We start from the raw sequence: 24,969 nt of genomic DNA on the forward strand, positions 1-24,969 counted from the left end.
CAATTCCGGCGAAGCGACGAGATTGCGGCTGTCCTTGCCGGTTGGAAGGAACCTTAGTGCGGAAGTGGGCCGTTCGAAACCGGCAAGCAAGCGAAATGCGGGGATTCCACGCTCCGCAAAATTGACGTGAACTGACGGGACTTCACTCAACTTCAAGCCGAAGTCTGAATCCGGCCGAGCCTGACCCGTCAGTGAAAACATCGTTCCATTTGAAGGCTATATGAGGTTTGCCGGCTTCATCCTGCTTGGGCACGCGCGTCACGCCAAATGATGCGCGCGAGGCACCGCATGTTGTCCAAACCGCCTTGACGCCAGCCGGCATGAGACGTCATCGAAATGCTATTGGGCCTTCCCCATCGCCGCCAAATCCGGATCTCCGACGCTGATTACCGTCAATCGGTGTCGGTGTTCGTCACGGGCGGTCCAACTGATCGATTGACCAGCGGAAAGGCCGATCAGTGCCGTTCCGATCGGGGTTAGAATAGAAACCCTCCCAAGCGAAATGTCCGCCTCGCCGGGATAGACCAGCGACACGCGACGTTCCTGCCCGTCGTCCGAGTGATATTCCACCGTCGAGCCCATCCGCACGATACCTCGCGGCATGGCTTCGTCGCTGACCACATCAGCTCTGTCGAGCTCAACCAACAATTCCTCCGCGATGATCGGCGAACGATCGGAGATCGCTTCCGCGAGTTTCGTCAGCCTATCGCGATCCGTCCGACAGATGGCGATACTGGGTTTGCCCTGATGCAGGCCGATTTTCTGATCTTTTGCCATGGAGATGCTCAAGCTCTTGCCAATCGAATGTTCCGAAAAGCGCAGCTTTGCCGCGAGCTAAGACGGAACTGAAGGAGGGAGGACATTACGCAAGCCCCGCACTTGGAACAGAGGCCAAGCCGGGGCTAGTTTCCCGCGATGGGAAACGGCCGATGCGTTAGGCAAGACGCAAATATGCGGCGCGAGACGTTCATGCATGTATCGTTGGATTTAAAGGAACGTTTGTCAAGCCTGACCAATCAGGCGTATGCCATCCACCGACGACCGGTTGCAACGTCTGGCATTCGGGGGCAGACGATTTGGCTGTGAAATGACCAAAGGAGCGATCGGCCTCTTGTTGCCGCGTCACTCCTAAACTGGCGTTGTGTCGAGAGATACGGCGAGAATTAAACTTCGTCTCCCGGCATGATATCCATTGGGATGGGGCAGACATAAGGCTTGCCTTCCGTCTTCTCCAGCCACTCTGCTTTGGCCTGAGCCAATAGCGACGGTGACGTCATTAGCGAGAGGCCGGTTGTCGCAAGTGCCTTTGCAGCATGCGCCATAGCCTTGTGAGCGACAGCGCTCTTTCCCTGGGCTACGACCTGCCAAGTATGAGGGTTGGTGCCAATTGCCCAAGCCGGCGTCCAGCATTGCGCCGTCGGCACCACCCAGCTGACGTCGCCGACATCGGTCGATCCGGCGCGGAAATGCGACTGGCCTTCGAATTCGCGCAAGCCGAGATGCAGCGGCGTCGATCCGTCGATCTTCGCATTGGAAAAGACATCGCCCTTGATCTGGTAAAGCCGGATGCTGCTCTTGATCGCTTCCTCCGCAAAGGTTTGCTGGATCGACTTGGCGAAGGCAAGATCCGCTTCGTCGAAGGCGATCGGTCCCAACACCGTCATGTTCTCATGCATGGCGGTTTCGAGTGTGATGTTTGGCAAAAGATTGGTCGATGCAGTATCGAAGACGATCTCCACCTCCGTCTCCGTCATCATGGCAGCACCGCGCGCTACTTTTTCGACGCGTTTGGCAAGATCCAGCGCCTGCGGCATTTCCGGAGCGCGGATCAGATAGAGCACCTCGGCCTTTGCCTGAACGACATTCGCGGCCCTGCCGCCGGTATCGGTGATCGCATAATGCACGCGGCAGTCTTGCGGCATGTGCTCGCGCAGGAAGTTGACGCCGACATTCATCAGCTCCACCGCATCGAGCGCCGACCGGCCGAGATGGGCGGCATTCGATGCATGCGCGGCCATGCCCTTGAAACGATAGTAATATTCGATGACCGCAAGATTATTGGTCGAGCGGACGCCATTGAAAGGCGCGGGATGCCAGGTCAGAGCGGCATCGACATCGTCGAATAGACCTGCGCGCACCATGAAGGTCTTGCCCGAACCGCCCTCCTCGCCCGGGCAGCCGTAATAGCGGACGGTGCCGGGAAGATTGTTCGCCTTCATATGGCGGGCAAGTGCAATCGCCGCCATCAGCGAGCCGACACCGAGCAGGTTGTGGCCGCAGCCATGTCCTGTGGCGCCCTCTATTACGGCTTCGTGCGCGGCGACGTTCGCGATCTGGCTCATGCCGGCCAGTGCGTCGAACTCGCCGAGGAAGGCAACAACGGGCTTGCCTTCGCCAAAATCGCCGATAAAGGCCGTCTCCATACCTGCCACGCCATGCCGCAGTGAAAAGCCATTATCTTCCAGCGTCTTGGCAAGGAGTTCGGACGAACGCGTCTCTTCGAATTTCAACTCGGCGAAATCCCAGATGCTGTCGCTCAGCTTGGTGAAATCCGGTTTCATCACCTCGATCGCTGCGGCAATCGATTGTACGGCCTCTTGGTTCATCGCTCGTCCTCGTATCGTGTTTGCGCCTTCGAAGGGCGCAGAAAGCCGCTCGCCGAAAGGCACTGGCTTTTTCTGAAAAAATGAGCTGCCCGCGCCTCCATCCGCATCAGCGCGGGCAAGCCACTCAGTCGACCGACACTTCCCAGAGGCGAGCGTTCGATTGCCAGACCGGCCGGCCCTTCAGCGTCTTGGCAGCGCCCCAGACATCGACCATGTCGTAGAGGAAGATGCCTGGGATATTCTTCAGCATGAGTTCGTGGAACTCGTCGAAAATCTTCTGCCGCTTGGTCTGATCGGCCTCGACATAGGCAGCCTTCATCAGCTCGATCGCCTTCGGGTCATCCCACATCAGCGAGGCGTTCTTGTCCTTGTCTCCGACATAGAAGGAGTACATCAGCGCCGGATCGAGGCGTGGCGCAACCGACTGCGAAATGATCTGATAGTTGCCGGAGCGGCGGCGATCGACCTGGGTCGCGTAGTCGAGCACCTCGATCTGCACGTTGAGGCCGATCTGCTGCAGCATGGCCTGCGCCATCACGGCGACCGGAAAGCTCGGCACATTGCCGCGCTTGTTGGCGATGATCGAGATCGGCTCGCCCTTGTAGCCTGCGGCAGCAAGTTCCTTCTTGGCTGCTTCCAGATCATAGGGCAGACGCTTCTTCTGGGTTGCGTCGAAATAGACGGAATCCTGCGACACCATCGAACCATTGGCCTCACCCGTTCCGTTGGATGCGGCACCGACGAGTTCATCGAGATCGAGCGCCATCGCCATGGCGCGACGCACGCCCGGCTTGCTCAGCACCTTATCGCGCGTCTGAATGTAGAACAGGTTCTTACCGTTGTTGCGCGCCACGATGAGCTGCATCTTCGGGTTCGATTTGATTTCCGGGATGAGATCGGGCGAAAGTTCGGCCGTGTCGAGCACGCCCGATTCCAGACCGGCTTTCACGGTCGAAGGATCGGGAATGACCATGAACTTGATGCCGTCGGCAAGCGGCCGCTTGGAACCGACCATGCCGTCCGGCTTGCCGTCATTTGCCGGCGAGAGGTAATCGGCGAATTTCTTCAGGTGAATATATTCGCCCTTCTTCCATTCGTCCCACATGAAAGGACCGGTGCCGATGGGCTTGATAAAGCTGCCGTCTGCGGCAACGGAATCGGGCGAGATCATCCCGGTATAACCGCATTCCGGACGCGACATCAGGCCGAGGAAAACGGCTGATGGTTTTTCAAGCTTGATTTCGACCGTCGATGCGTCGACCGCCTTGACTTCAGTGACATGCGCAGCACCGCCGGCTGCAAAATCGGACAGGCAAGTCCATTTCGTCTCAGGCTTCAGATAGCGTGTCCAGTTCCACACCACATCGTCTGCCGTCAGCAGCTTGCCATTATGGAATTTGACATCGGTCCTGAGCTTGAACGTATAGGCAAGCCCGTCGGCGGAAGTCTCGAAGCTCTTGGCGAGCAGCGGCTTCACCTCGCCCGCGTTATTGTAGCCGACAAGCCCTTCAACGATGTGCAGGATCACGCCGTCGGTATTGCCGTCGCGGTTTACGCCGGGATTGTTGCTGCGCAGGTCCGAACTCTGCGCAATGGTGATATCGCGCGCTGCCGCGACATTTGCCAATGCAAGCAGGGCCGTGCCCGCGAGAAGAAACTTTTTCACTGTTCTACCCTCTTATCTGTCGTTGATCGTTATGACGCAAATCCATCCCAGCAAGCGCGCGACAGCCTGCCGATCGTCTCCAAGGCGATCGTATATCCCGGCGTACCGTCCGGCATGGCAAGCGGCACCTCATCGGTATAGGCGGAGATGATGTAGAACGGCGCGCCGTCACGGTAGACGATGCCGGCATTCATGCGACCGCGCTTGCCGGTGCCGCCCTTGTGGGCGACGACGGTACCGAACGGCAGTCGGGACGGGATCGCATAGCGCAGGATCTGGTTCTTCAGCGTCTGCAGTGCATAGGCGCAGAATTCTGCCGAGACGCCAAGCTTCTCCCGCATTGCCGCCGAGTTCTGCGCGTCGAGGATCATTTGCAAAAGCGTGGCCTGGTCGCGCGCCGTGGTCGTCGTCACCGACTTCAGTGCGTGATCCGGGGGCAGGGCCAGCGGCGGGATAAGGAACCGGTGGTGCGTGCCGGCAAGACCGATCGACTTGCAATAGGTGTCGACCTCTTCCAGCGTCAGGCGTTCGAACACCATCTTGGTACAGACATTGTCGCTGAGCACCATCATGCCAGTAACGGCATCACGCAGCGAAATGACGATGCCAGGGGTCAGATAGCGGAACATGCCGCTTGCCACTTCCTCGGCAAAGCGCGCTTCATAGGTGACCGGCTCGTCAAGATCGAGTCGACCTTCCTGCGCCGCCTTCAATGCCGCCATCATGATCGAGGTCTTGCGGGTGCTCGCCGAGGGAGTTTCTTCGTCGGCGCCGCGTTCGATCGTCTCGTCGGTCAAAAGGTTGCGAACGACGAAGCGGGTTACGAAGGGCTGCGCGTCGCAGATTTCTGCGAGCCGTTCGGCAACCGAAGCGGAATTGGGAAGACTTGCCACATCAATTCTCCAGGCGCCATTTGAGTGTGACGCCACCCTTTTCATTCAGGTCGAGGGCGGGAATGGCCGAAAGGAGCCGGCGCGTATAGGCCTCCTTCGGACTGTCGAAAATCGTATCGCGGTCACCTTCCTCGATGATGCGCCCGTCCTGCATGACGACGACGCGGTCGGCGACCTGTTCGACGACACCGAGATCGTGGCTGATGAACAGGCACGAGAAACCGTAGCGCTTCTGCAGGTTGGAGAAGAGCTCCAGGACCTGGGCCCTGACCGTCACGTCGAGCGCTGAGACTGGTTCGTCGGCAATGAGAAAACGGGGGCGTCGGGCGATGGCGCGGGCGATCGCCACACGCTGGCGCTGGCCGCCCGACAGCTCATGCGGGTAGCGGTGCGTGTAGTCGCCGCCGAGACCGACCTCTTCCAGCGTTTCCAGCGCCCGCTTACGCTTGGCATCGCTATCGAGATCCGGCACGAGCCTGAGCGCCTCCTCGACCAGCGCCTGGATCGTCATGCGCGGATCGAGCGAGGAATAGGGATCCTGAAACACCATCTGGCAGTTCAGGCGATAGTCGCGCCAGTCTTCATCGCGTGACCGACCCTGAAAGCGAATGTTGCCTCCGCTCTCCTTGACCAGACCGGCAATGGTTCGGCCGAGCGTCGTCTTTCCGGAACCCGATCCCCCGACCAGAGCGACAACTTCGCCTTCATGGATATCGACGCTGACGCCATGCAGCGCGCGCTTCGGGCTGCCCCTCTTGAGCAGCGACTTGCGGCTGGCATAATCGACCACGATGTCGCGGGCGGAGACCATTGGCGCTCGCGAAGTATCGATGCGGCGGGTCCCGGCGCGAAAAGGCAGCGAGGACAGGAGTTTCTTCGTATAGGGATGCTGCGGCGCCTCCAGCAGATCTTCTGTCCGCCCCTCCTCGACGACCGCGCCCTTTTCCATCACGACGATACGGTTCGTATATCGCGCCACCATCGGCAGATCGTGACTGATCAGCAGAACGGCCGTTCCTTCGGCCCGCGTCAATTCGACCATAAGCTCCATCACATCGCGCTGGATGACGGCATCGAGCGCCGTGGTCGGCTCATCGGCGATCAGAAGCGCCGGCTTCAGGAGCATGACGGAGGCGAGCATGATGCGCTGGCGCATGCCGCCGGAAAACTCGTGCGGATAGGAGGTGAGCGCCCCTTCCGGATCGCGGATCCCGACGCGCTTCAGCATATCGATGATGCGGACACGGCGCTCATCGGGCGAGAGCCTGGTGTGCAGAACAAGCCCCTCCTCCAGCTGCCGCCCAATCATCATCGACGGATTGAGTGAGGTCATCGGCTCCTGAAAGACGACGCCGATCTCCGCACCGCGCAACTCACGAAGCTCCCGGCCCTTCATCGACAGCACGTCGCGTCCCTTGTAAGTCACGGACCCGCTGACAACGCCGATCGCCTGCGGCAAGAGCGATATCAGCGCGCGGGTCGCCAGCGTCTTGCCGGAGCCGCTCTCGCCGACGATACCGAAGATCTCGCCCGCCGCGATATCGAAACTGACGTCTTTGACCACCCTGTGGCCGGATCTTACGACCTCGAGCGAAAGGTCGCGGACGCTGAGAAGAATGCTCCCTGCTGTTTCGGATGTCATTTCAGACCTCTCATGCGCGGATCGAGCCTGTCACGGAGGGCATCGCCCAGAAGATTGATGCCAAGCAGCGTCAACGCGATGCAGAGGCCGGGGAAAAGGCCAAGCCAGACGGCCTGCTGGATGAGCGGCCGGCCGGCGGCCAGCATATTGCCCCAGGTCGGCGCCGGCGGTGGCACGCCGAGACCAAGGAAGGACAACGCGCTTTCAGACAGAATGGCCCAACCGAACATGGAGGTCGCCAGCACCGTTATCGGCGCAAGGCAGTTGGGCAAAACATGGCGAAACATCGTGTAGAGCTCGCCATTGCCCATCACCCGCGAGGCTTCGATGAATTCGCGCTCGCGCAGGGAAAGAACAGCGCCGCGGACGACACGCGCCATGGACGGCGTATAGGCAATGCCGAGAGCGAAGATGATGCCGTATTGATTGGCACCGAAGACTGCGAGCAGGCCGAGCGCCAGGAGAATGCCCGGAAAGGCGAGCAGCGCATTGTTGACCGCCATGATCACGCCGTCTGCCCAGCCTCGAGCATAGCCGCTGACAAGCCCGATGAGGGTGCCGCAGACGGTTGCCAGGAAGACCGTAAGTGCCCCGATCCAGACGCTCGCGCGCGCCCCGACCATCAACCGGCTCAGCACATCCCGACCGAACTCGTCGGTTCCGAGCGGATGGACGGCGCTTGGTGCGGCAAGCCGCGCAGTGAAGGAGAGCTTTGTCGGATCGAATGGCGTCCAGAACAGTCCGACAGCGGCAGTGATAAGCAGGATGGCGACGAGAATGCCGCCGACCAGCCCGTTGAAAGCAAGCTTCTTCATTCGGCAACCACACGCGGATCAAAGAGAGGATAGAGAAGGTCGACGACGAGGTTAACCAGGACATAGGAGAGCGACACGAACAGCAGGCAGCCCTGAATGACCGGATAGTCGCGCGCGAAAATGCTGTCGACCATCAAGCGGCCCAGGCCGGGGATGGTGAACACCGTCTCGATCACGGCGATGCCGCCGAGCAGGTTGCCGAGGATGAGGCCGATCATCGTCCAGGTCGGACCGAAGGCATTCTTGAAGGCGTGGCGCCAAAGGACTGCGCTTTCCGAAAGCCCCTTGGCCCGTGCATGGATAATGTAGTCGAGACGCAGCACTTCCAGCGTCGACGCACGCGCCATGCGGATCAACACGCCCATCTCGTGAATGACAAGCGTCATGACCGGCAGCACGAGATAAAGCAGGCCACCCACGACATTATCGCCGATCGAGACGTAGCCCAAAACCGGCAGCCAGCCGAGCTTGAGACCGAAGAAAAGCAGGAGCAGCAGCCCGAGCCAGAAGGTGGGAATGGAGAGCAGCACAGTCGCGGTTCCGACCAGAGCCAAATCCGTCAAACCGTTCTGGCGCCATGCCGCAATCAGCCCGGCCGGAACGGCGAGCAAGCTGGCTAAGAAAACCGCGACGACGACAATCTCGGCGCTGACGAGAAAGCGCGATGCGACAAGCGGCAGAACGGATTCGCCGTTGACGATCGATTTGCCGAAATCGCCCAGCAGCACGTTGCCGGCCCAGATTACGAATTGCTGCGGCATCGACTTGTCGAGACCGAGTTCGGTCCGCATCGCAGCGATCTGATCGGGCTGCGCCATGTCGCCAAGCATCAGCGCGGCGGGATCGCCCGGAATGAAACGAATCAGCGCAAATACGGTCACGGCAACAAGCGCGATCGTCGGAAGCGCCATCACCAGGCGACTCAGGATAAATCTCAGCATTAGTTCCCCACGATTGGTGGCCGCTTTTCCTCGACCGCCATCGACTTCATTGCGCGAGACTATGACGGATTGCGGAAAGTGGCGCAATATTATGCGATTTTGTCATACACTTATGCAAAGTCTGGAGCATTCACGGTCTCAATTTCGAGCGGTAGAAAACACCGTCGGCGTCCCTATCGGTCCTTCTGGGAAAGCTGGATCTGCCTTTTCAGCGCGTCGCTCAGAGCCTGGGCGGCAATGGAGAGCGGAACACCGGCTGCCTTGGCCAGCCCGAACGCCTGTGTCGAACGCGGCACGAAGGGACGATGCACGACCGGAAGATGGCGGTAGAGCTTGGCGTAAAAGCTGCTGATGATGGTGACCCCCAGACCATGCGCCACATAGGAACAGGCGGAGCTATTGGTATGGGTTTCGATCTTGACCATCTGCTTCACCCCGGCCCGCGTGAACGCCTGATCGAGTGCCATGCGGTTCGGCCTCTGCCGCCCGATCAGAATGAGCGGTATGTTTCGCAAGTTCTTGACGGTGATTTCGTCGAGTTCTGCCAGCGGATGATCCTTGGGGACGACGCAGACGCTTTCACCGGTGGCAATCTTTTCGATGTCGATGCCCGGTCCCGTCTCGCCTTCCATCCTTAGAAATCCGAGATCGATGACCCGCTCCTCGACCAGCTTGTTGATCGCCGTCGTCGATTCGAAGAATGTTTCGATGCGCACGCCGGGAAAATCGCGGACGTAGTCGATCAGCATGGCGGGAGCGAAATTCTCCCACATGCTGCTCGGTAGTCCGATCCGGACGATTTCCGGCCCGGATGCGCCGTTGCGCAGATCTTCGGCATGGCCGGCCATGCGCTCGACGGCGAGAAGCACATTTTCTGCATCCCGCGCCAGAACCGCCGCTTCCGGTGTTGCGATCAGCCGCCCACGGTCACGGACGAAGAGCGTGATGGCAAGATCGCTTTCCAGCTGCTGCAACATGCGGCTCACGCCCGATTGGCTGAGCCCCATGGCTTTTGCCGCCGCGATGGTCGAGCCGGTGGCGAGAAGCGTGCGAAGCACTTCCAGTTGCTTGATATTCATCAGCCGTTCCCCCCGATGGCCAATCGGCGCTGTTGTGAAGGAAGAGGCCAGCCGCCTTCGCCAAAGGATGCGTTTCACCGCAGACGAGGCAGTAGATCACCGGCGATTCCGGCTCAAACGCAGCGGCAGGCCTGTATATTGCCGCGCGATGAGATCGTCCAGAGCCACTCAGCTCTGGATAGCAGCCTGAGCCAGGCACGCCGACAAGGCTGCTCTTTTCGACCCAGCCTGACATCAATTTCTGACCGACTCAGGCTTGAATAAATAGGAATCCTATGTATATTGAAATCATGGAAACACCGAAGAACCCAGTGTCGATCGACTACCGCATCCGCGAGGGCCTAGCCCGCATTGCGATGGCGATGCGTCTCGACGATTGGAATAAAGCCAAAGGAATGGGCCTGAACCCGACGCAACTGGCAATCCTCAGCTTGTTGCTGGGACGTGAAGCGGGGCTCGGCGTGAAGGATATTGCCGCACATCTTGGGGTGTCGCAGCCAACGGCGACGGATTCGATCAACGCACTGGAGCGTAAAGGTTATCTCGAAAAGCAACCCGGTCAATCCGACCGACGGGCCGTGATCGTCGCGCTGACGGCCGAGGGCCTGGCCGCCGCAAGGGTTGAGGACAGTGAACCTGGCCTTGCCGAGCAGGCTCTTAAGGCGCTGGACGGCGGCGAGCAGGAGGCCTTGCTCCTCACCCTCGTGAAGATGATCCGGCAATTGCAGGAAGCAGGCGAAATTCCCGTCCAGCGCATGTGCGTGACCTGCCGATATTTCGCTCCTTTCATGCATGCCGATGCGGCCCGGCCTCATCACTGTCATTTCGTGAACGCGCCCTTCGGCCAGCGTGAGCTCCGTGTCGATTGCCGCGATCATCAACAAGCCGATCCCACATCCCGGGCTGCCACCTGGGAAACGTTCCAAGCGGGATAAACCAACCCTCCAGGCAAAACGAAAGGAAGATCTCCCTATGTTCAGAGCATTCATAGCCGGCACGCTTGTCGCCGGAACGGCCTTGCTGTGCCATGCGCCGGCGAACGCGCACCCGGTGAAGGCCGAGCCGAACCAGGCTGTCCAGGCATCCTTCGATATCATCGAGACGAAAATCACGACCAAGGGCGACACCGCCGTCTTTTCGACGCGGGTGCGCGGCGAGGCCGGCAAGGACAAGCCCGATGCCGCCGGCAAGTTCGAAGGTTCCAGCGTCTACGCCTATGTCTGGCCGACCAGCCTCGACAGCGGCGAGATTGGCTTCGACCAAAAGCAGGGTATCGTGGCGCTGGCCGTCACCTTCCATCCGGATTTCGACGACGCCGCCAGCGGCGGCAAGAACCGCCACATCTGGCATCCGCACTGGGTCGTCTTGGCCAAGGACAAGGCCTGCGGCGGCGGGCTCAAGGTCGTGGACATTCCGGCGGGCGCGAAGCCCAAGGTTCCGAAGACATGGCCGGGCGTGCCGCTGTTGATCGATAGTCCGGAATATCCGACGACCTTCACGGGCGACACGGTCAATGTCGAAATCCCGCTTTCGCTGATCGGCGCCATCAAGGGTGCCTCCTTCGACGGCGTCGCCGCGGGCCTCAAGGTCAACGGCAACCTGCATGCGCCGCTCTTATGCGTCGACAACGTCTTCAAGGTCGCTTCCGGAAGCCTCAGCCTTCCCGGCAAGGTCGAGCCGGCCAAGTGATCTTGTCGCGCCGGTTCGCCAACTGCCATCGGCGAACCGGCATATTCTCCCCTCCAGGCTAATAGAGAGAAAGAACATGAGCAGAATTACCCTTATTGATCCCAGCAATGCAACAGGAGCGGTCGAAAGGCACTTTGGCCAGATCAAATCCGCCTTCCGCACCGTGCCAAACGTGTGGTTGTAGTCTATCCATCAGCGCGGCAAATGTTCCGGTGAAATGAAAGACTTGCATCGGCCAATGAAATAACATTGAGCGCAGACTGAGACCTACGCCTTCATACAGGCGTATAAATGCAATTTTGTTGCAGAAAGCGCTTTAGACATGACCGAAAAGCCGAAACATGGCTCCGCCGAGCTGGACCGGCTGGACCTGAAGATTCTCGACGTTCTGCAGCGCGACAACAAGACGCCGCAGCGAACCATTGCAGAGATGATCCATCTCTCCGCGCCAGCCGTTCAGCGCCGCATCAAGCGCATGGAGGAGTTTGGCGTCATCCAGGCCAATGTCGCACTCGTCGATCCCGCGAAGGTCGATCAATCGATCACGCTCTTCGTCGAAGTGGAGATGGAAAGCGAGCGGGCGGAGCTTTACGAGGCCGCCAAACGCTCCTTCTCCGCGGCACCGGAGGTGCAGCAATGCTACTATGTCACCGGCGAAGCTGATTTCATCCTGATCATCATCGTGCGCACCATGCCGGACTATGAGGCGCTGACGCGAAAGCTGTTCTTCGGCAACAACAACGTGAAGCGCTTCCGGACTTTCGTCTCCATGGAACGCGTCAAGGTGGGACTGAGCGTTCCCTTGGAGTGAGATCGCATTTCCGCTTGCGAGATGCGCACTGCGCCGCGAACCAAAAGTCAGCCAGACCAGCCAGAAACGAGACAAAATTGCATCGAAATCACTGAAATACAGCGCCTCTCTCGCCTCTCTTGAAATATTGTTCAATCAGATGTCCGGACCGAGGAGATGCCGATGCGTGCCACGCCCTATCTGACGAACGCCATGCCGGCATACCGGCAGCCTCTGGATGCGCGCGATGCTGAAACACTTGGCCTTGCAGCGGCAGACCGGGTGGCGCAAGTTCTTGCGCTCCGCGAAAACAATGATGCAACGCCGCTTCATGCCCTTCCCGGCCTTGCCGAGGAACTGGGGCTCGGCTCGTTGCATGTCAAAGACGAGGGCTTTCGCCTGGGGCTGGGTTCGTTCAAGGCGCTGGGCGGTGCGTACGCACTGATGATCCTGGTGCAGGAAGAAGCCGAGCGCCGCCTTAAACGCAAGGTCACTATCGACGAGCTTATGTCGGAGGAGGTCCGCGCCATCGCCGCCACCATGACTTTCGCCTGCGCAACCGACGGCAACCACGGCCGCTCTGTTGCCCAGGGCGCTGCGCTCATGGGCGCACGCGCCGTGATCTTCGTCCATTCCGGCGTCAGCGATGCGCGCGTTCAGGCCATCGCGCGCTTCGGCGCTGAAATGGTGCGGATCGACGGCAATTATGACTTTTCCGTAGCCGAGGCGGCGCGCGTCGCCACTGAGCAGGGCTGGACGATTCTCTCCGACACCTCCTGGCCCGGCTACGAATACGTCCCCGGTCTCGTTACGCAGGGCTACACGGCGATGGTGCGAGAGATCTGTGCCGCGCTACCGCAACCACCAACCCACGTCTTCCTGCAAGCCGGCGTCGGCGGTTTTGCCGCTGCCGTTGCCGGACATACGGCAATCGCACTCGGCGACAAACGCCCCCATGTTACGGTGGTTGAACCGGCCCGTGCCGCCTGCCTCTATGAAAGCGTCAAGGCCGGCCATACGGTCAAGGTGGAAGAGACAGAGCCGACCGTCATGGCAATGCTGGAATGCTACGAGCCCTCGATCGTCGCCTTCCGCATCCTCGAACGGGTGGCTGATGGCTTCATGACCGTCGATGAAGATAGCGCGCCGGAAGTGATGCGCCTGCTGGCCTTGCCCGTTGCGGGCGACCCGCCCGTGGTTGCAGGGGAAAGTGGGGGCGCGGGTCTGGCCGGCGTCCTGACGGTCCTTCGTGATCAAGAGCTTGCGGCAAAGATTGGCCTCAACTCGCAGGCGCGGGTTCTCGTCGTCAACACCGAGGGCGCCACAGACCCTGCACTTTACGAGAGCATTGTCGGACATAGCGCGGAAGCCGTCCTGAAAGGAGCCCCGTATGACGATCGCAATTGACGCTGCACGTCTGCTCGCCCGTCTCAAGGAGCTTGGAGCCACCGGACGCGACGAAGCCGGCCGCCTTTGCCGCATTGCCGCTTCCGATGCCGACCGCGCGGGACGCAATCTCCTCTGCGGCTGGCTGAGGCAAGCGGGACTGAGGATCGAGATCGACCGTATCGGCAATATCTACGGCATCTGGGAGCCGGACGGGGTCTCTGGCAATCCCATGGTTATGGGATCACACATCGATACAGTTATTGATGCCGGCATCTACGATGGCTGCTACGGCGTCTTATCGGGCCTTGCCGTCATAGAGGCCATGCAACAGGCTGGCCTGCGCCCTTCGCGCCCGCTGACGGTCGTCGCCTTTACCAATGAAGAAGGGGTGCGCTACGCACCTGATATGATGGGCAGCCTCGTCGCCGCTGGCGGCCTTGCGACGGACGATGCGCTTGCCATTGTTGGCACCGACGGCACGACACTCGGTGCGGAACTGCACCGCATCGGCTATGCAGGAAGCCGCGAACCGGGCTTTCTCAAGCCCCATGCCTATGTCGAGTTGCATGTCGAGCAAGGGCCGATCCTCGAGGCCGAAGGCCAGCCGATCGGCGCTGTCGAAAATCTCCAGGGTATTTCCTGGCAGAAGGTGACCATCGGCGGCATGGCAAACCACGCAGGCACCACGCCCATGGTGATGCGCCGCGACGCAGGCGTCGCCGCCGCACAGACGCTTGCCTTTCTCGACAGGCTTGCCCGAGATACGCAAGGCGCGGTCGCGACCGTCGGCACCATCCGCTTCGAACCCAATGCGATCAACGTCATTCCGTCGAGCGCAATCTTCACTGTCGATCTCCGCAATCCCGATGAGGAGCGGCTCAAAGGCCAGGAAGTTGCCCTCGATACTTTCTTGAATGGGCTGCGCAGCGAAGGCTTCGAGGTGACGACCGAGCGCCTGGCCCGCTTCCAACCGGTGACCTTTGCGCCGGAAATCGTCGCCGCTATCGAGGCATCCGCGGCTGAACGCCAGCTCGTGTGCCGGCGCATGACGTCGGGGGCCGGTCACGACGCGCAGATGATCGTCCGTATCGCTCCCGCCGCCATGATCTTCGTACCCTCAAAGGGTGGCATCAGCCACAATCCGGCCGAATACACCGCCGACGCCGATCTGATTGCAGGCGCCAACGTGCTCCTCGACGTTGCAAGGAAATTCAGCCGATGACCGACCTCAAAAACCTTCACGCGCAGATGACCGAGTGGCGGCGTGATCTTCATCGCCATCCCGAGTTCGGCTTCGAGGAAAACCGGACCGCAGCCTTCGTCGCCGAAACCCTGCGAGCTTTTGGCATCGATGTTGCGGAAGGTGTCGGCGGCACCGGCGTCGTCGGGACACTACGGCGCGGAACGTCGAACCGCGCGATCGCGCTGCGGGCCGACATGGATGCTCTGCGCATCACCGAAGCCACAGGCGCGGCCTGGACTTCGACCAAGCCCGGCACCATGCATGCCTGCGGGCATGACGGACACACGGCGATGCTGCTCGGCGCCGCGCAACTCCTCGCCGAAGAAGGCGGCTTTGACGGAACGGTCCGCTTTCTGTTCCAACCCGCCGAGGAATGGGGCCAGGGCGCACGCGCCATGCTGGACGACGGCCTGATGGAGCGCTTCCCGTTCGACGAAGTCTATGGCCTCCACAATATGCCCGGCCTGCCGGTCGGACATTTCGAGACGCGGGCCGGTGCGATCATGTCGGCGGAAGACATTTTCGAGATCACGCTGAAGGGCAAGGGCGGCCACGCCTCCCGGCCGGACTGGGGACGCGAGGTCATGGTCCCGGCCTGTTCGCTGGTCCTCGAGTTGCAGACCATTGTCGCCCGCCGCCTGAGCCCCGCGGAAATCGCCGTCGTTTCAGTCACGGAACTGCTGACGGACGGAACGCGCAATGCCTTGCCGAGCAAGGCTCGCGTCTTGGGGGACTGCAGGAGTTTCCATCCCGAGGTCTCGGCGCGCATCGAGGCGGAAATGCGCCGGATTGCACGGGGCGTCGCCGAAGGGCATGGCGTGGAGGTCGAAGTGGAATACACAAGGGAATTTGTTCCGACGATCAATGACGCCAGCCTTGCCGCCGAGATGATGGCCGCAGTCAGCTCGATCTCGCGGGCGGTGGCAACCCGCCCAGAACCGATGACCGGCTCCGAGGACTTCGCGCGGTTCCTCGCCCACGCTCCCGGTTGCTACGCATTCATCGGCAACGGCGAAAACTGCCCGCCCCTCAACAATCCCGGCTATGACTTCAACGACGCAGCCTTGATCCACGGCGCGCAGGTGCACGCCGCCACCGTGAGACGCCGCCTGCCGGTGCAGTAGCAGAGCCTTGCTGATCCGCCGCCTCCTCGAGGTCCAGCATAGCTGGCGCTTTGCCAAGACGCACGGCCGTGTCGAGACCAACTCCCTGCATCCCGTGAAAAACTCGCGCTGACCGGCAACTACGTCGCCTACATCTCTGAACCAGATGCCGCAGCTTACGATCGCTGATGAAAAAAACTGCCTCAGATCATCCGCGCACCGGATCGCCCCAATAGCTTTTTTTGCAACAGAGCTTTTTCATCTTCCATGCGCGCCGTCGACATCTGGCGGCGCGCATGGAAATGCTTAATAACTATCCGTCAGGCGATATGCGCCAAACAGTCCATGAGGGGAGAGACTACGAAATGACACTTTCCAGAACTCTTAAATCCGCCCTGTTGGGCGTAGCCGCATTGGGTCTGACTGTGCCGGCCTTAGCCGACCAGCTTTCCGACGTGAAGGCTGCGGGCAAGATCACCACGGCAACCGACATGCACTACGCGCCGTTCGACATGTTGGTGGACGGCAACTATCAGGGCATGACGAAGGATCTCTTCGATGGCGTGGCCAAGCAGATCGGCGCAGAGCCGGTCTATCAGGACATTCCCTGGACCGCCGAACTGCCCGGCCTCGAGGTCAAGAAGTTCGACATCGTGATCGCTCCGGTAACCATCACGCCTGAGCGCCTGCAGCGCTACGCCTTCAGCCTGCCGATCGCCGACGCGACGGTCGCGCTGGTCCATGCCGCCGGCAACACCAGCCTGAAGAAGCCAGAAGACATCAAGGGCAAGACCGTCGGCGTCCAGCAGGGCACCGCGCAGTTCAAGCAGCTACAAGCCTTTGGCGAAAAGCTGGGTGGCGTGACCGTCAAGGAGTACGGCACCACCGACGAGGCCTATGCCGATCTTGCCGCCGGCCGTCTCGACGCGGTCGCCGGCTCGCTGCCGAACCTCGCCTATCTGGTGAAGGCCCGTCCGGAGACCTTCGCCCTGTTCGAGCCCGCGACCTTCGGCCAGCCGACCTATTTCGCCTGGGTTCTGCGCAAGGACAAGGATAGCGAAAGCTATGTCAAGGCCATCAACGACGCGCTGCTGAAGATGACGGATGACGGTCGTGTCAAGGCCATCCAGGAGAAGTGGCTGGGCACCTACACCGCGCTGCCGCGCGAAGTTCCGACCAAGTAACGACGTGCCGCGGGCGGGAGCGATCCCGCCCGCGCGCCCCGGCCAAACGGAACCTTGATGTTCTCCATCTCGACTTTTGTGGGCAGCTTCGGGCCGCTCTTCTGGGCGGCGCGCTATACGCTGCTCGTTTCTCTGCTGGGCATTGGGCTCGGGCTGGTCATTGGCGCGCTCATCTGCGCCGCCGGCCTCTCGCGTTCGGTTTGGCTGCGCCGTTTCGCGGCGCTTTGGGTCAGTTTCCTGCGCGGCGTTCCGCTGCTTGTGCAGCTGCTACTGTGCTATTATCTTTTGCCCGTCATCGGCATCAACGTGCCGGCCATGGTCGCCGCCGTGGTCACGGTCGGCATCTGTTCCAGCGCCTATGTTTCCGAAATCTGGCGCGGCGCCATCATGGCCCTACCGCCTGGGCAGTCCGAGGCGGCCACCGCCATCGGCATGGGGCCGCGCGACATCTGGACCCGGATCATCCTGCCGCAAGCAGTCAAGATCTCGCTGCCGGCGCTGGTCAATGAGATGATCCTGCTGGTCAAGGCATCCTCGCTGGTCTCCGTGGTCGGCATACTCGAGGTGACGCGCGCCAGCCAGGCGCAGGCCGGGACGACCTTTCGCCCGCTCGAAGTCTATCTCGCGGCGGCTTGCATCTACTTGGTCATCAACCTCTGCCTCGCGGCATTGGGGCGCTATCTCGAACACAGGATGACCGTGTAATGGACTTGAGCATCCTGTTGCAATATTGGCCGATCCTGCTGAACGGCTTCAGCCTCACCATCCTATGCTGGGCGCTGGGCACCATCTTCAGCATGGCGCTGGGGCTGGCCATCGCGCTGATACAGCGCTACGGACCGCGCCTGCTCGGCTGGCTGATCCAGGCCTATATCGAGATCATCCGCGGGACGCCCTTCCTGGTGCAGCTCTTCATGCTCTACTACGGCGGCCCGCTGCTCGGGCTGCGGCTGGAAGCGCTACCCGCCGGACTGCTGGGATTAACCATCTACGGCAGCCCGTATTTCGCGGAAATCTTCCGCTCGGGCTTCAACGCCGTGCCGCTGGGCCAGCTCGAGGCGGCGCGCGCAATCGGCATGTCGGAGCCGAACATCGTGCGGCGGATCCTGCTGCCGCTCGGCCTCGTCTCGGCGCTGCCGGCTCTGGTCAACTTCTCGATCATTCTGACCAAGGAAACGGTGATTTTGTCGATCATCACCGTGCCGGAGCTGATGTATTCGGTGCAGCGCATGTCCACCGAGACGTTCCGCTACCTCGAGGCAAACCTGGTGCTGGCGCTGTTCTTCTGGGCGCTGGTCGAAATCATCTCGCGCTTTGGCCGACTGCTGGAAGCGCGCATCACGAAACATCTGATCGAAAGGACGTAAGATGCTTGCCGCGTCATCCGTCGAGATCCGCAAGATCAATAAGTATTACGGTCCTTTCCAGGCGTTGAAGGACGTGGACCTCTCTATCCCGCCGGGCAAGGTCACCTGCCTGATCGGGCCGTCGGGCTCGGGCAAGTCCACGCTGCTGCGCTGCATCAACTTCCTCGAGGAATATGATTCCGGCGAGATCACCATCGACGGGCAGTTGATCGGCTACGTTGCCCCAGGTGGCGCCAGGATGCTGGGGCGCAAGCTGCGCGAAATGCGCCGTTCTATCGGCATGGTGTTCCAGCAGTTCAACCTCTGGCCGCACATGACTGCGCTGCAGAACGTGGCCGAAGGGCTGATGCGCGTGCGTGGCCTGCCGAAATCCGAAGCCGAGGGGCGTGCCGCCGAGGCGTTGAAGAAGGTCGGGCTCAGCGACAAGATGGCCAACCACCCCTCGCGCCTGTCGGGCGGCCAGCAGCAGCGCGTGGCGATTGCCCGCGCGATTGCGATGGAGCCGCGCCTGATGCTGTTCGACGAACCGACCTCGGCGCTCGACCCGGAGCTGGTGGGCGAGGTGCTGAGCGTCATGAAGACCCTCGCCTCCGAAGGCATGACCATGGTCGTCGTCACCCATGAAATGGGCTTCGCCGCACATGTCGCCGATCAGGTCGCCTTCATGGAAAAGGGCGTGCTGGTCGGGGTCGACGCCCCTTCCCGGATCCTGCATCAACCCGAGGACGCACGCATCCAGGCCTTCCTGCGCACGTATCACGAACGCAATAGCTTCTGAGCAAGGTTTACGATCGTCGATGGCGATCCGCTAGAGCGGTTCAGCTCTTTACGGAATCTGAGGACCGCTCTAACTTATTGTTTTTACGCAATTTCGGACGGAAAGCCGCTGCGCACTTTTCCTGGAATTGCTCTGGCAACTTCGCCTGGCGGACCGGCACGCCGACCGAGCCTTTCGCTATGCGTTCAGCACCGGCATGGAAGCGTAACACCGGAACGTAAAGTCGGCGGTTGCCACCGCGGCCAGGTACCCATTCTCGCGTGAACATCAGCCAGGATGCCGGCAGCACTATAGCTGCCGCCGCAGACCGGTGACGTTCTGAAGATCATTTTCCCTCCGCCCGATGCAGCTTGAGGGTAAAGATCGCAGCGATGGCGGCGGCGATGGCACTCGCGGTGATCGGGCCGAGATAGGTGCCCGTACGGTCGAAGACGAAGCCGGCTAGGGTGGGGCCGAGCAGTGCGGCAATTCCGACGCCGGTGTAAAGATAGCCGAGCAAGGCGCCGATATTCGGCGTACCGAAAAGTTCGGCGGCGACGGCTGGATAAAGACCGACGCATCCGCCGTAGGCGGCGCCGAAAATAACGGCGAAGATGGCGAGCATCACGAAATTGGCGGCAAAGGCCCAGAGGATAAAGGAACCTGCTACCACGGCGGTGAGAAGCGCAAGCAAGCGCACCGAGCCGATGCGGTCACCGAAACCTGCGAGGACGAAGCGTCCAAACACATTGCCTACGCCGATCAGCGCAATCAGCGCGGTTCCTGAGTCGAGTGACAGTCCGAGGTCGTGTGCTGCCGGCACAATGTGAACATAGGGGATGAAGATGCAGAAGGAACCAAGGACGATCACGAGATAGAAAAGGGGGAATCCAGGCTTGCTCCAGGCAGTCAATGGACTGAGGAGCGTGGGCGGCAATGCATTCGCTCTGCTGTTGGCCGGACGTCGGCGAACCAGCATCATGGCTGGAGGACCTATTACGGCGATCACCGCCGCGAGCATCAGAAAAGAGCCACGCCAGCCGATCACCGGGATGAGCTTGGCGACGGCGAAAGGCAGCAGCAGCGTGCCGAGCCCGAGGCCGGCCGTAGCGATGCCGGAAGCTTTCGCGCGTTTTGTCTGGAACCAGGATTGGACGGCACCGATCACCGGTACATAGGAAAGTCCTATGCCGAGGCCAACACCGACCCCGTAAGCGATATAAAGTCCGAGGAGAGAAGTCGCCTGACTGGCAACGACATAGCCCGCGGCCATTGCGATGAGACCTGCAGCGACGAGCCGGCGGGTAGACCAGCGATCGGCAAGTGGGCCGGCAATGGCGCCCAGCGCGTAAAAGAGAAATGCGGCGATCGAGAAGACAAGCGCGATCTCGCCTCGCGATGCATTGAACTCAGCCGACAAACCCGGAAACAAGGCAGAGAAAGCGTAGGCGGAGCCGAAGGTAATGGCTGTAATAGCGTGCGCTCCGCCAACAACCCGCCAGCCATGTCGAGAGTCGAGAGCGTCTTCGTTGGATTGCAGCATGTATGAACTCCGATGATCATGCGTATTTCGCAGTAACCTGGAAGCCGGTTGGCAAAACGCGTGCTCTATGCATGTCTAGCATCGCCGATGATGTATATACATATACACATCAAGGTAAGATGCTCGTCAAGCGCGAAAACCGGTCTTGTCAGATGAAGGCAGGCAATATCGGCTGCTGCAGCAACGACCGTATATTTGGACCAGCGCGGTAGAGAGAATGTTAGCGCCATGATCTCCCGAGCCGATACCGATTAAAGCCTTCACGATCAGAAGCTCGCTTCCTGGGGAGTCCTCGCATTCGCCTGTCGCTGCAGATGGCGGGCTGCGAAATCCATGAAAGCTCGGACCCTTGCCGAGACCATGTGCCCCTCGCCGTGGACGAGATGAATCGGCACGGGTTCCCGCTCGTATTCTGCCAGAACGATCTTCAGTCTGCCCGCCTTCACGTCATCCGCCACCTGATAGGACTGGAACCGCGACAACCCGACGCCCGCGACCGCAGCCGCAATCGCGGTGTCATTCGTATTGCAGATCAGGGAAGCGTTGATCGGAACACGAATATTGTGAGCTCTTCCAAATAGCCATTCCGCCTGGCCGAATAGACCGTCGCGACCGATGAATTCATGGTGCCGCAAATCTCCTGGAGTTTGCGGCTCGCCAAAAGTGGCAAGATAGTCCGGGGATCCGCAAAGTACCTGCCTGATGGAGCCAACGCGACGAGCGATCAACCCTGAATCGGGCAGCGCTGCGATACGAACGGCGATATCCAAGCCCTCCTCGACCAGATTGGTCACTCTGTCGACGAAAATGGTTTTGACCTGCATGTTCGGATAGAGCCGAAGGAAATCGAGAATGACCGGAAGCACGTGAATTCGCCCGAAAAGCACCGGGGCGGTCACCGTCAGCACCCCAGCCGGCTGGGTGTAACTCCCGGCTGCATTGGCTTCCGCTTCGCTAATCTCGGCAAGGATTCGCCGGCAGTCAGCCGCATATCCTTCGCCGGCCGAAGTTAGCTTCATCGAACGGGTTGTTCGCACCAGAAGGCGGGTGCCGATACTATCTTCCAATTGGGCGACTGCGCGGGTCACCGATGGCGCGCTCATATGCAACATCTTGGCAGCGGGTGCAAAACCACCACTCTCGACGACCTGCGCAAAAATGCGCATTGCCTGTAACCGGTCCATGCGAACAACCTCATTCCTATCATTTCAGATTATGAAATGGTCACCTGCTTATTTCAATGGTTATCGTCAAGCCTGTTAACAGCCACGATGCCTTCAGTCATTTCTCAGGAGGCAGGCATGAAGCTCTACTACCACCCACTTTCCGGTCATTCGCATCGCGCCCGACTGTTTTTGTCGCTGCTTGGAGTCGAACATGAACTCGTGATGGTCGATCTTCTGGTCAAGGCACACAAGCAACCGGATTTTCTTGCGCTCAATCCCTTTGGGCAGTTGCCTGTTCTCGATGACGAGGGAACGATTGTCTCGGACTCCAATGCCATTCTTGTCTATATCGCCAAGAAGATGGGACGGACTGACTGGTTGCCTGAAGATCCGATTGGCAGCGCAACCGTTCAGCGCTGGCTTTCTGTAGCGGCCGGCCAGATCGCCTATGGCCCGGCGATGGCACGCCTGATCAATGTCTTTAACGCACCGCTTCGCGCTGAAGAAGTCATTCCGCGTGCCCATGCCATCCTGACGCTGATCGAGGCTGCTCTCAATGGCCGCGACTGGGTCGCCACACATAGACCGACAATCGCCGATGTCGCGCTTTACAGCTATTTGGCCCGCGCGCCGGAGGGAGATGTCGACTTGGCGCCGTATCCGCACATCCGCGCCTGGCTTGCGCGAATAGAGGCGCTGCCAGGTTTCATCGAATTCCAGAAGACACCGGTCGGGTTGGCGGCATGACAGACTTATCGACGAGTGACACCTCTTCCCTACCCTCTCCTTGGCATGACGGCGAAATCCGCTTGCAGCGGTCGGTCGGTGTCGAAGCACGCATGAACGAGATCGGCCGGAAAGTGATCCGCGATCACTTGATCGATCAGCATCGCGAATTCTATCCGCTCCTGCCCATGGTCGTCCTCGGCGCGGTCGATGCAGCAGGCGATGCCTGGGCGACGCTGCGCGCCGGACGGCCTGGCTTTCTCTACACGGATGATCCGTATCGGCTAAGTGCCACTCTCGTCAGAGAGACAGCCGACCCTGCAGAAGCAGGAATGGAAGATGGCCAAGAAATCGCACTTCTCGGCATCGATCTAAGCACGCGCCGCCGGAACCGGCTGAATGGTACGTTACATCGACGCGCCGATGGATTTGATCTGATGGTCGGTGAGAGCTTTGGCAATTGTCCAAAGTATATCCAGACGAGAGACGTCCGATTCACCCGGGAGCCAACGCAGGTAACGATCGCTCCGCCGCATCTCAGTTCGACGCTCGACAACACTGCACGTACTCTCATCGAACAGGCCGACACTTTCTTTGTGGCATCCTACTTCGAAGATCACGGCAAACGGCGCGTCGACGTCTCCCATCGCGGTGGGCAAGCTGGCTTCGTGCATGTCGGTGGAGATGGTTCGCTGACAATTCCCGATTTTATTGGGAATCGCTTCTTCAGCACCCTCGGGAACATCGCCGTGAACCAAAAAGCCGGCCTAACATTCGTGGACTTTGCCTCGGGCGGGCTCCTGCAGATGACCGGCGATGCCGAGATTCTGTTCGATTACGCATCGGACCTCTCCCTTAAGGGTGCCGAACGCTATTGGCGTTTCCGACCTCGACGCGTGATCTGGCGACCGGATGCCCTCCCGATCCGATATGAAATGACCGAGTGGTCGCCATTCACTCTGGCAACGGGTATGTGGGACCACCCGGATCCGAGATCCTAGGTCAACTGCGGCAACCCGAAAACGCACTAAACAAAGCTATTGCCGTCTGGGATCGCGCTGTGACGCATCTCGCTCAAACATCATCGCTCGAGGGCAACGCCGATCAAGACCGGCATGACACCTTTCTATAGGATCTTGATGTGCCGGATGGACCAGGCGAAGAGCCAAGTTTGCGCCTCCGCAATCCCAGGCGGAGGCGATCCTGGTGTGTGTTCGTATTTGCGTGCGTTTGCGACTGCGTTTGTGCCTGTGCCTGTGCCTGCTTTAGAACTTCTTGGCAGCGGCGACTTTTGCGCCGACGGATTTCTGGCCGTCGCCCTCGATGTTGAGGAGGATGCTGGTGTCGAGCATCCAGAAGTTGGCGGTCTGCAGCGTGAAGCCGGCGGTGAGGGCACCGAAGGCGCCGGAGCCGTCGAGGCCGGAGAAGCCGCCGGTGATGCCGAGCTTCGGCGTCAGCTTGGCGCCGCTTTCGAGCAGGAAGGACCGGGCGATCTCGGCGCCGAGGCTGACGCGGAACTGCTCCTCGTCGAAGCCGTTGATGGTGATGGCATCGCCGGCGCCGTTCTTGACCGTGTAATCCGCGACCGTTTCGGAGAAGTAGATCATCCGCAATTTCGGCGAGATCGTCGTGTCCTCGTCGAGGGTCCACTGCCCGTCGATCGAGGTATCGGCCATCCAGCGCGTCGTCTTGAAGCTGCCGTTCCAGAACTGGGTGTTGATCGTGTTGTTCGAGCCGCCATAGCGCAGGCTGCCGTTCCAGAACACGCCCTTGCCGATCTCGATCGAGGCATAGGGGCCGGCAAGCCAGCCATTGCCCGTCAGTTTGGCATCCTGATCGGCCGGATCCGTCATCCGGTCATAGTGGAACGACAGCCCGATCAAGGCCCGGTCGGAGAGCAGATAGTCCGCCCCCATGTTGATCATGGCAAAGCTGCCCCACTTGCTGGTGCTGTCGTTCCTGTTCTTGTCGTTATGGGTCAGGAAGGCGCCGCCGATCCAGACGTTGAAGGGAGCGGATGCCGCATCCGCATCGCCGCCGGCCGCCCGTATCTGCGACAGGCTGGTCGAGAAGCCGAGCGTCATGCCCTCTTGCGACGGCATCATGCGTGCGGTGATCGGATCGGTCGCCTTGAGCATCTGCCGGCGCTGCAGCAGGCCCGGCACCTCGATCGTGTTGGCGATCATGTTCTGCCGGGCCTGGACGAAGCCATGCACCAGCCCGTCGATATCCTCGGCAACCTTGCCGGCGTCATAGCTGATATTATAGGTGACCGTGCCGGTGTTGGAGGCTCCGAGCGCGCTGACGAGCTTGTAGCCGACGCGGACCTGGCCGGAATAGGCCGGGTTCGGCGTATAGTGCAGATACCAG

23 protein-coding genes are annotated in these 24,969 nt (G+C 60.4%); 12 read left to right on the forward strand and 11 right to left on the reverse strand.

What is annotated here, in order from left to right; translation table 11 throughout:
- Positions 1-339: 339 nt before the first annotated feature.
- The 8 genes from rnk to GA0061102_RS21860 form a co-directional block, all read right to left on the reverse strand.
- Complete coding sequence (rnk, locus tag GA0061102_RS21825; protein WP_092853124.1) at positions 340-777, reverse strand: nucleoside diphosphate kinase regulator; 438 nt, start codon at positions 775-777, stop codon at positions 340-342.
- Positions 778-1,163: 386 nt separating this feature from the next.
- A complete protein-coding gene (locus GA0061102_RS21830) occupies positions 1,164-2,606 on the reverse strand; it encodes a M20 family metallopeptidase (protein ID WP_092853126.1) in 1,443 nt (480 codons plus the stop codon).
- Positions 2,607-2,730: 124 nt separating this feature from the next.
- A complete protein-coding gene (locus GA0061102_RS21835; protein WP_092853128.1) occupies positions 2,731-4,272 on the reverse strand; it encodes an ABC transporter substrate-binding protein in 1,542 nt (513 codons plus the stop codon).
- Between the two features lie 29 nt (positions 4,273-4,301).
- A complete protein-coding gene (locus GA0061102_RS21840) occupies positions 4,302-5,165 on the reverse strand; it encodes a serine hydrolase (RefSeq protein WP_092853130.1) in 864 nt (287 codons plus the stop codon).
- Between the two features lies 1 nt (position 5,166).
- Positions 5,167-6,807, reverse strand: a complete 1,641-nt coding sequence (locus GA0061102_RS21845; protein WP_092853132.1) for an ABC transporter ATP-binding protein — start codon at positions 6,805-6,807, stop codon at positions 5,167-5,169.
- Positions 6,804-7,622 carry an ABC transporter permease gene (locus tag GA0061102_RS21850; protein ID WP_092853134.1) on the reverse strand — a complete coding sequence of 273 codons (819 nt, stop codon included), beginning with the start codon at positions 7,620-7,622 and terminating at the stop codon, positions 6,804-6,806. Before GA0061102_RS21850 ends, GA0061102_RS21845 begins: the two co-directional genes overlap by 4 nt.
- A complete protein-coding gene (locus tag GA0061102_RS21855; protein ID WP_092853136.1) occupies positions 7,619-8,563 on the reverse strand; it encodes an ABC transporter permease in 945 nt (314 codons plus the stop codon). The genes GA0061102_RS21850 and GA0061102_RS21855 overlap by 4 nt, the downstream gene beginning before the upstream one ends.
- Before the next feature lie 173 nt (positions 8,564-8,736).
- Positions 8,737-9,642, reverse strand: a complete 906-nt coding sequence (locus GA0061102_RS21860) for a LysR family transcriptional regulator (RefSeq protein ID WP_092853137.1) — start codon at positions 9,640-9,642, stop codon at positions 8,737-8,739.
- 275 nt (positions 9,643-9,917) lie between these two features.
- On the opposite strand from GA0061102_RS21860, the gene GA0061102_RS21865 reads away from it, so the two are divergent.
- The 10 genes from GA0061102_RS21865 to GA0061102_RS21910 all read left to right on the forward strand — a co-directional run bounded on the left by GA0061102_RS21865 (position 9,918) and on the right by GA0061102_RS21910 (position 19,185).
- Positions 9,918-10,577, forward strand: a complete 660-nt coding sequence (locus GA0061102_RS21865; protein ID WP_092853139.1) for a MarR family winged helix-turn-helix transcriptional regulator — start codon at positions 9,918-9,920, stop codon at positions 10,575-10,577.
- A gap of 37 nt (positions 10,578-10,614) precedes the next feature.
- Positions 10,615-11,331, forward strand: coding sequence for a hypothetical protein (locus tag GA0061102_RS21870; protein ID WP_092853141.1), 717 nt, complete (start codon positions 10,615-10,617; stop codon positions 11,329-11,331).
- 322 nt (positions 11,332-11,653) lie between these two features.
- Complete coding sequence (locus GA0061102_RS21875; protein WP_092853143.1) at positions 11,654-12,142, forward strand: Lrp/AsnC family transcriptional regulator; 489 nt, start codon at positions 11,654-11,656, stop codon at positions 12,140-12,142.
- 162 nt (positions 12,143-12,304) lie between these two features.
- Positions 12,305-13,528, forward strand: coding sequence for a diaminopropionate ammonia-lyase (locus GA0061102_RS21880; RefSeq protein WP_092853145.1), 1,224 nt, complete (start codon positions 12,305-12,307; stop codon positions 13,526-13,528).
- On the forward strand, positions 13,512-14,732 hold the full coding sequence (locus GA0061102_RS21885; RefSeq protein WP_092853147.1) for a Zn-dependent hydrolase: 1,221 nt from the start codon (positions 13,512-13,514) through the stop codon (positions 14,730-14,732). The genes GA0061102_RS21880 and GA0061102_RS21885 overlap by 17 nt, the downstream gene beginning before the upstream one ends.
- Positions 14,729-15,877 carry a M20 aminoacylase family protein gene (locus GA0061102_RS21890; protein WP_092853149.1) on the forward strand — a complete coding sequence of 383 codons (1,149 nt, stop codon included), beginning with the start codon at positions 14,729-14,731 and terminating at the stop codon, positions 15,875-15,877. Before GA0061102_RS21885 ends, GA0061102_RS21890 begins: the two co-directional genes overlap by 4 nt.
- 344 nt (positions 15,878-16,221) lie before the next feature.
- Positions 16,222-17,040 carry a transporter substrate-binding domain-containing protein gene (locus tag GA0061102_RS21895; RefSeq protein WP_092853151.1) on the forward strand — a complete coding sequence of 273 codons (819 nt, stop codon included), beginning with the start codon at positions 16,222-16,224 and terminating at the stop codon, positions 17,038-17,040.
- Between the two features lie 57 nt (positions 17,041-17,097).
- Positions 17,098-17,745 carry an amino acid ABC transporter permease gene (locus GA0061102_RS21900; RefSeq protein WP_092853153.1) on the forward strand — a complete coding sequence of 216 codons (648 nt, stop codon included), beginning with the start codon at positions 17,098-17,100 and terminating at the stop codon, positions 17,743-17,745.
- Positions 17,745-18,407 (forward strand): amino acid ABC transporter permease, encoded by a 663-nt coding sequence (locus GA0061102_RS21905; protein WP_092853155.1) that lies wholly within the window; start codon positions 17,745-17,747, stop codon positions 18,405-18,407. Before GA0061102_RS21900 ends, GA0061102_RS21905 begins: the two co-directional genes overlap by 1 nt.
- Before the next feature lies 1 nt (position 18,408).
- Entirely contained in the window at positions 18,409-19,185 is a 777-nt protein-coding gene (locus GA0061102_RS21910) for an amino acid ABC transporter ATP-binding protein (RefSeq protein ID WP_092853157.1), read from the forward strand.
- A gap of 325 nt (positions 19,186-19,510) precedes the next feature.
- Here the strand turns inward: GA0061102_RS21910 and GA0061102_RS21915 are convergent, their stop codons facing one another.
- Positions 19,511-20,707, reverse strand: a complete 1,197-nt coding sequence (locus tag GA0061102_RS21915; protein WP_092853159.1) for an MFS transporter — start codon at positions 20,705-20,707, stop codon at positions 19,511-19,513.
- Positions 20,708-20,973: 266 nt separating this feature from the next.
- The gene (locus tag GA0061102_RS21925) at positions 20,974-21,891 is read right to left on the reverse strand and encodes a LysR family transcriptional regulator (RefSeq protein WP_092853163.1); all 918 of its coding nucleotides are present in this window, start codon (positions 21,889-21,891) and stop codon (positions 20,974-20,976) included.
- 117 nt (positions 21,892-22,008) lie between these two features.
- Between GA0061102_RS21925 and GA0061102_RS21930 the strand changes: the two genes are divergently transcribed.
- Positions 22,009-22,620, forward strand: coding sequence for a glutathione S-transferase family protein (locus GA0061102_RS21930; protein WP_092853165.1), 612 nt, complete (start codon positions 22,009-22,011; stop codon positions 22,618-22,620).
- Positions 22,617-23,600, forward strand: a complete 984-nt coding sequence (locus GA0061102_RS21935; protein WP_092853167.1) for a pyridoxamine 5'-phosphate oxidase family protein — start codon at positions 22,617-22,619, stop codon at positions 23,598-23,600. The genes GA0061102_RS21930 and GA0061102_RS21935 overlap by 4 nt, the downstream gene beginning before the upstream one ends.
- Before the next feature lie 264 nt (positions 23,601-23,864).
- Here the strand turns inward: GA0061102_RS21935 and GA0061102_RS21940 are convergent.
- A partial coding sequence (locus GA0061102_RS21940; RefSeq protein WP_139115074.1) for an autotransporter outer membrane beta-barrel domain-containing protein occupies positions 23,865-24,969 on the reverse strand: 1,105 nt, incomplete at its 5' end.

Origin of the sequence: Martinezella miluonensis (assembly GCF_900094545.1) — a bacterium.
GTDB classification, from domain to species: Bacteria; Pseudomonadota; Alphaproteobacteria; order Rhizobiales; family Rhizobiaceae; genus Rhizobium; species Rhizobium miluonense.

What these genes read in the sequence shown, in the direction of transcription:
- rnk (WP_092853124.1), bottom strand. Translation starts at nt 777, where the DNA reads ATGGCAAAAGATCAGAAAATCGGCCTGCATCAGGGCAAACCCAGTATC.
- GA0061102_RS21830 (WP_092853126.1), bottom strand. Translation starts at nt 2,606, where the DNA reads ATGAACCAAGAGGCCGTACAATCGATTGCCGCAGCGATCGAGGTGATG.
- GA0061102_RS21845 (WP_092853132.1), bottom strand. Translation starts at nt 6,807, where the DNA reads ATGACATCCGAAACAGCAGGGAGCATTCTTCTCAGCGTCCGCGACCTT.
- GA0061102_RS21850 (WP_092853134.1), bottom strand. Translation starts at nt 7,622, where the DNA reads ATGAAGAAGCTTGCTTTCAACGGGCTGGTCGGCGGCATTCTCGTCGCC.
- GA0061102_RS21855 (WP_092853136.1), bottom strand. Translation starts at nt 8,563, where the DNA reads ATGCTGAGATTTATCCTGAGTCGCCTGGTGATGGCGCTTCCGACGATC.
- GA0061102_RS21860 (WP_092853137.1), bottom strand. Translation starts at nt 9,642, where the DNA reads ATGAATATCAAGCAACTGGAAGTGCTTCGCACGCTTCTCGCCACCGGC.
- GA0061102_RS21865 (WP_092853139.1), top strand. Translation starts at nt 9,918, where the DNA reads ATGTATATTGAAATCATGGAAACACCGAAGAACCCAGTGTCGATCGAC.
- GA0061102_RS21870 (WP_092853141.1), top strand. Translation starts at nt 10,615, where the DNA reads ATGTTCAGAGCATTCATAGCCGGCACGCTTGTCGCCGGAACGGCCTTG.
- GA0061102_RS21875 (WP_092853143.1), top strand. Translation starts at nt 11,654, where the DNA reads ATGACCGAAAAGCCGAAACATGGCTCCGCCGAGCTGGACCGGCTGGAC.
- GA0061102_RS21880 (WP_092853145.1), top strand. Translation starts at nt 12,305, where the DNA reads ATGCGTGCCACGCCCTATCTGACGAACGCCATGCCGGCATACCGGCAG.
- GA0061102_RS21885 (WP_092853147.1), top strand. Translation starts at nt 13,512, where the DNA reads ATGACGATCGCAATTGACGCTGCACGTCTGCTCGCCCGTCTCAAGGAG.
- GA0061102_RS21890 (WP_092853149.1), top strand. Translation starts at nt 14,729, where the DNA reads ATGACCGACCTCAAAAACCTTCACGCGCAGATGACCGAGTGGCGGCGT.
- GA0061102_RS21895 (WP_092853151.1), top strand. Translation starts at nt 16,222, where the DNA reads ATGACACTTTCCAGAACTCTTAAATCCGCCCTGTTGGGCGTAGCCGCA.
- GA0061102_RS21900 (WP_092853153.1), top strand. Translation starts at nt 17,098, where the DNA reads ATGTTCTCCATCTCGACTTTTGTGGGCAGCTTCGGGCCGCTCTTCTGG.
- GA0061102_RS21905 (WP_092853155.1), top strand. Translation starts at nt 17,745, where the DNA reads ATGGACTTGAGCATCCTGTTGCAATATTGGCCGATCCTGCTGAACGGC.
- GA0061102_RS21910 (WP_092853157.1), top strand. Translation starts at nt 18,409, where the DNA reads ATGCTTGCCGCGTCATCCGTCGAGATCCGCAAGATCAATAAGTATTAC.
- GA0061102_RS21915 (WP_092853159.1), bottom strand. Translation starts at nt 20,707, where the DNA reads ATGCTGCAATCCAACGAAGACGCTCTCGACTCTCGACATGGCTGGCGG.
- GA0061102_RS21925 (WP_092853163.1), bottom strand. Translation starts at nt 21,891, where the DNA reads ATGGACCGGTTACAGGCAATGCGCATTTTTGCGCAGGTCGTCGAGAGT.
- GA0061102_RS21930 (WP_092853165.1), top strand. Translation starts at nt 22,009, where the DNA reads ATGAAGCTCTACTACCACCCACTTTCCGGTCATTCGCATCGCGCCCGA.
- GA0061102_RS21935 (WP_092853167.1), top strand. Translation starts at nt 22,617, where the DNA reads ATGACAGACTTATCGACGAGTGACACCTCTTCCCTACCCTCTCCTTGG.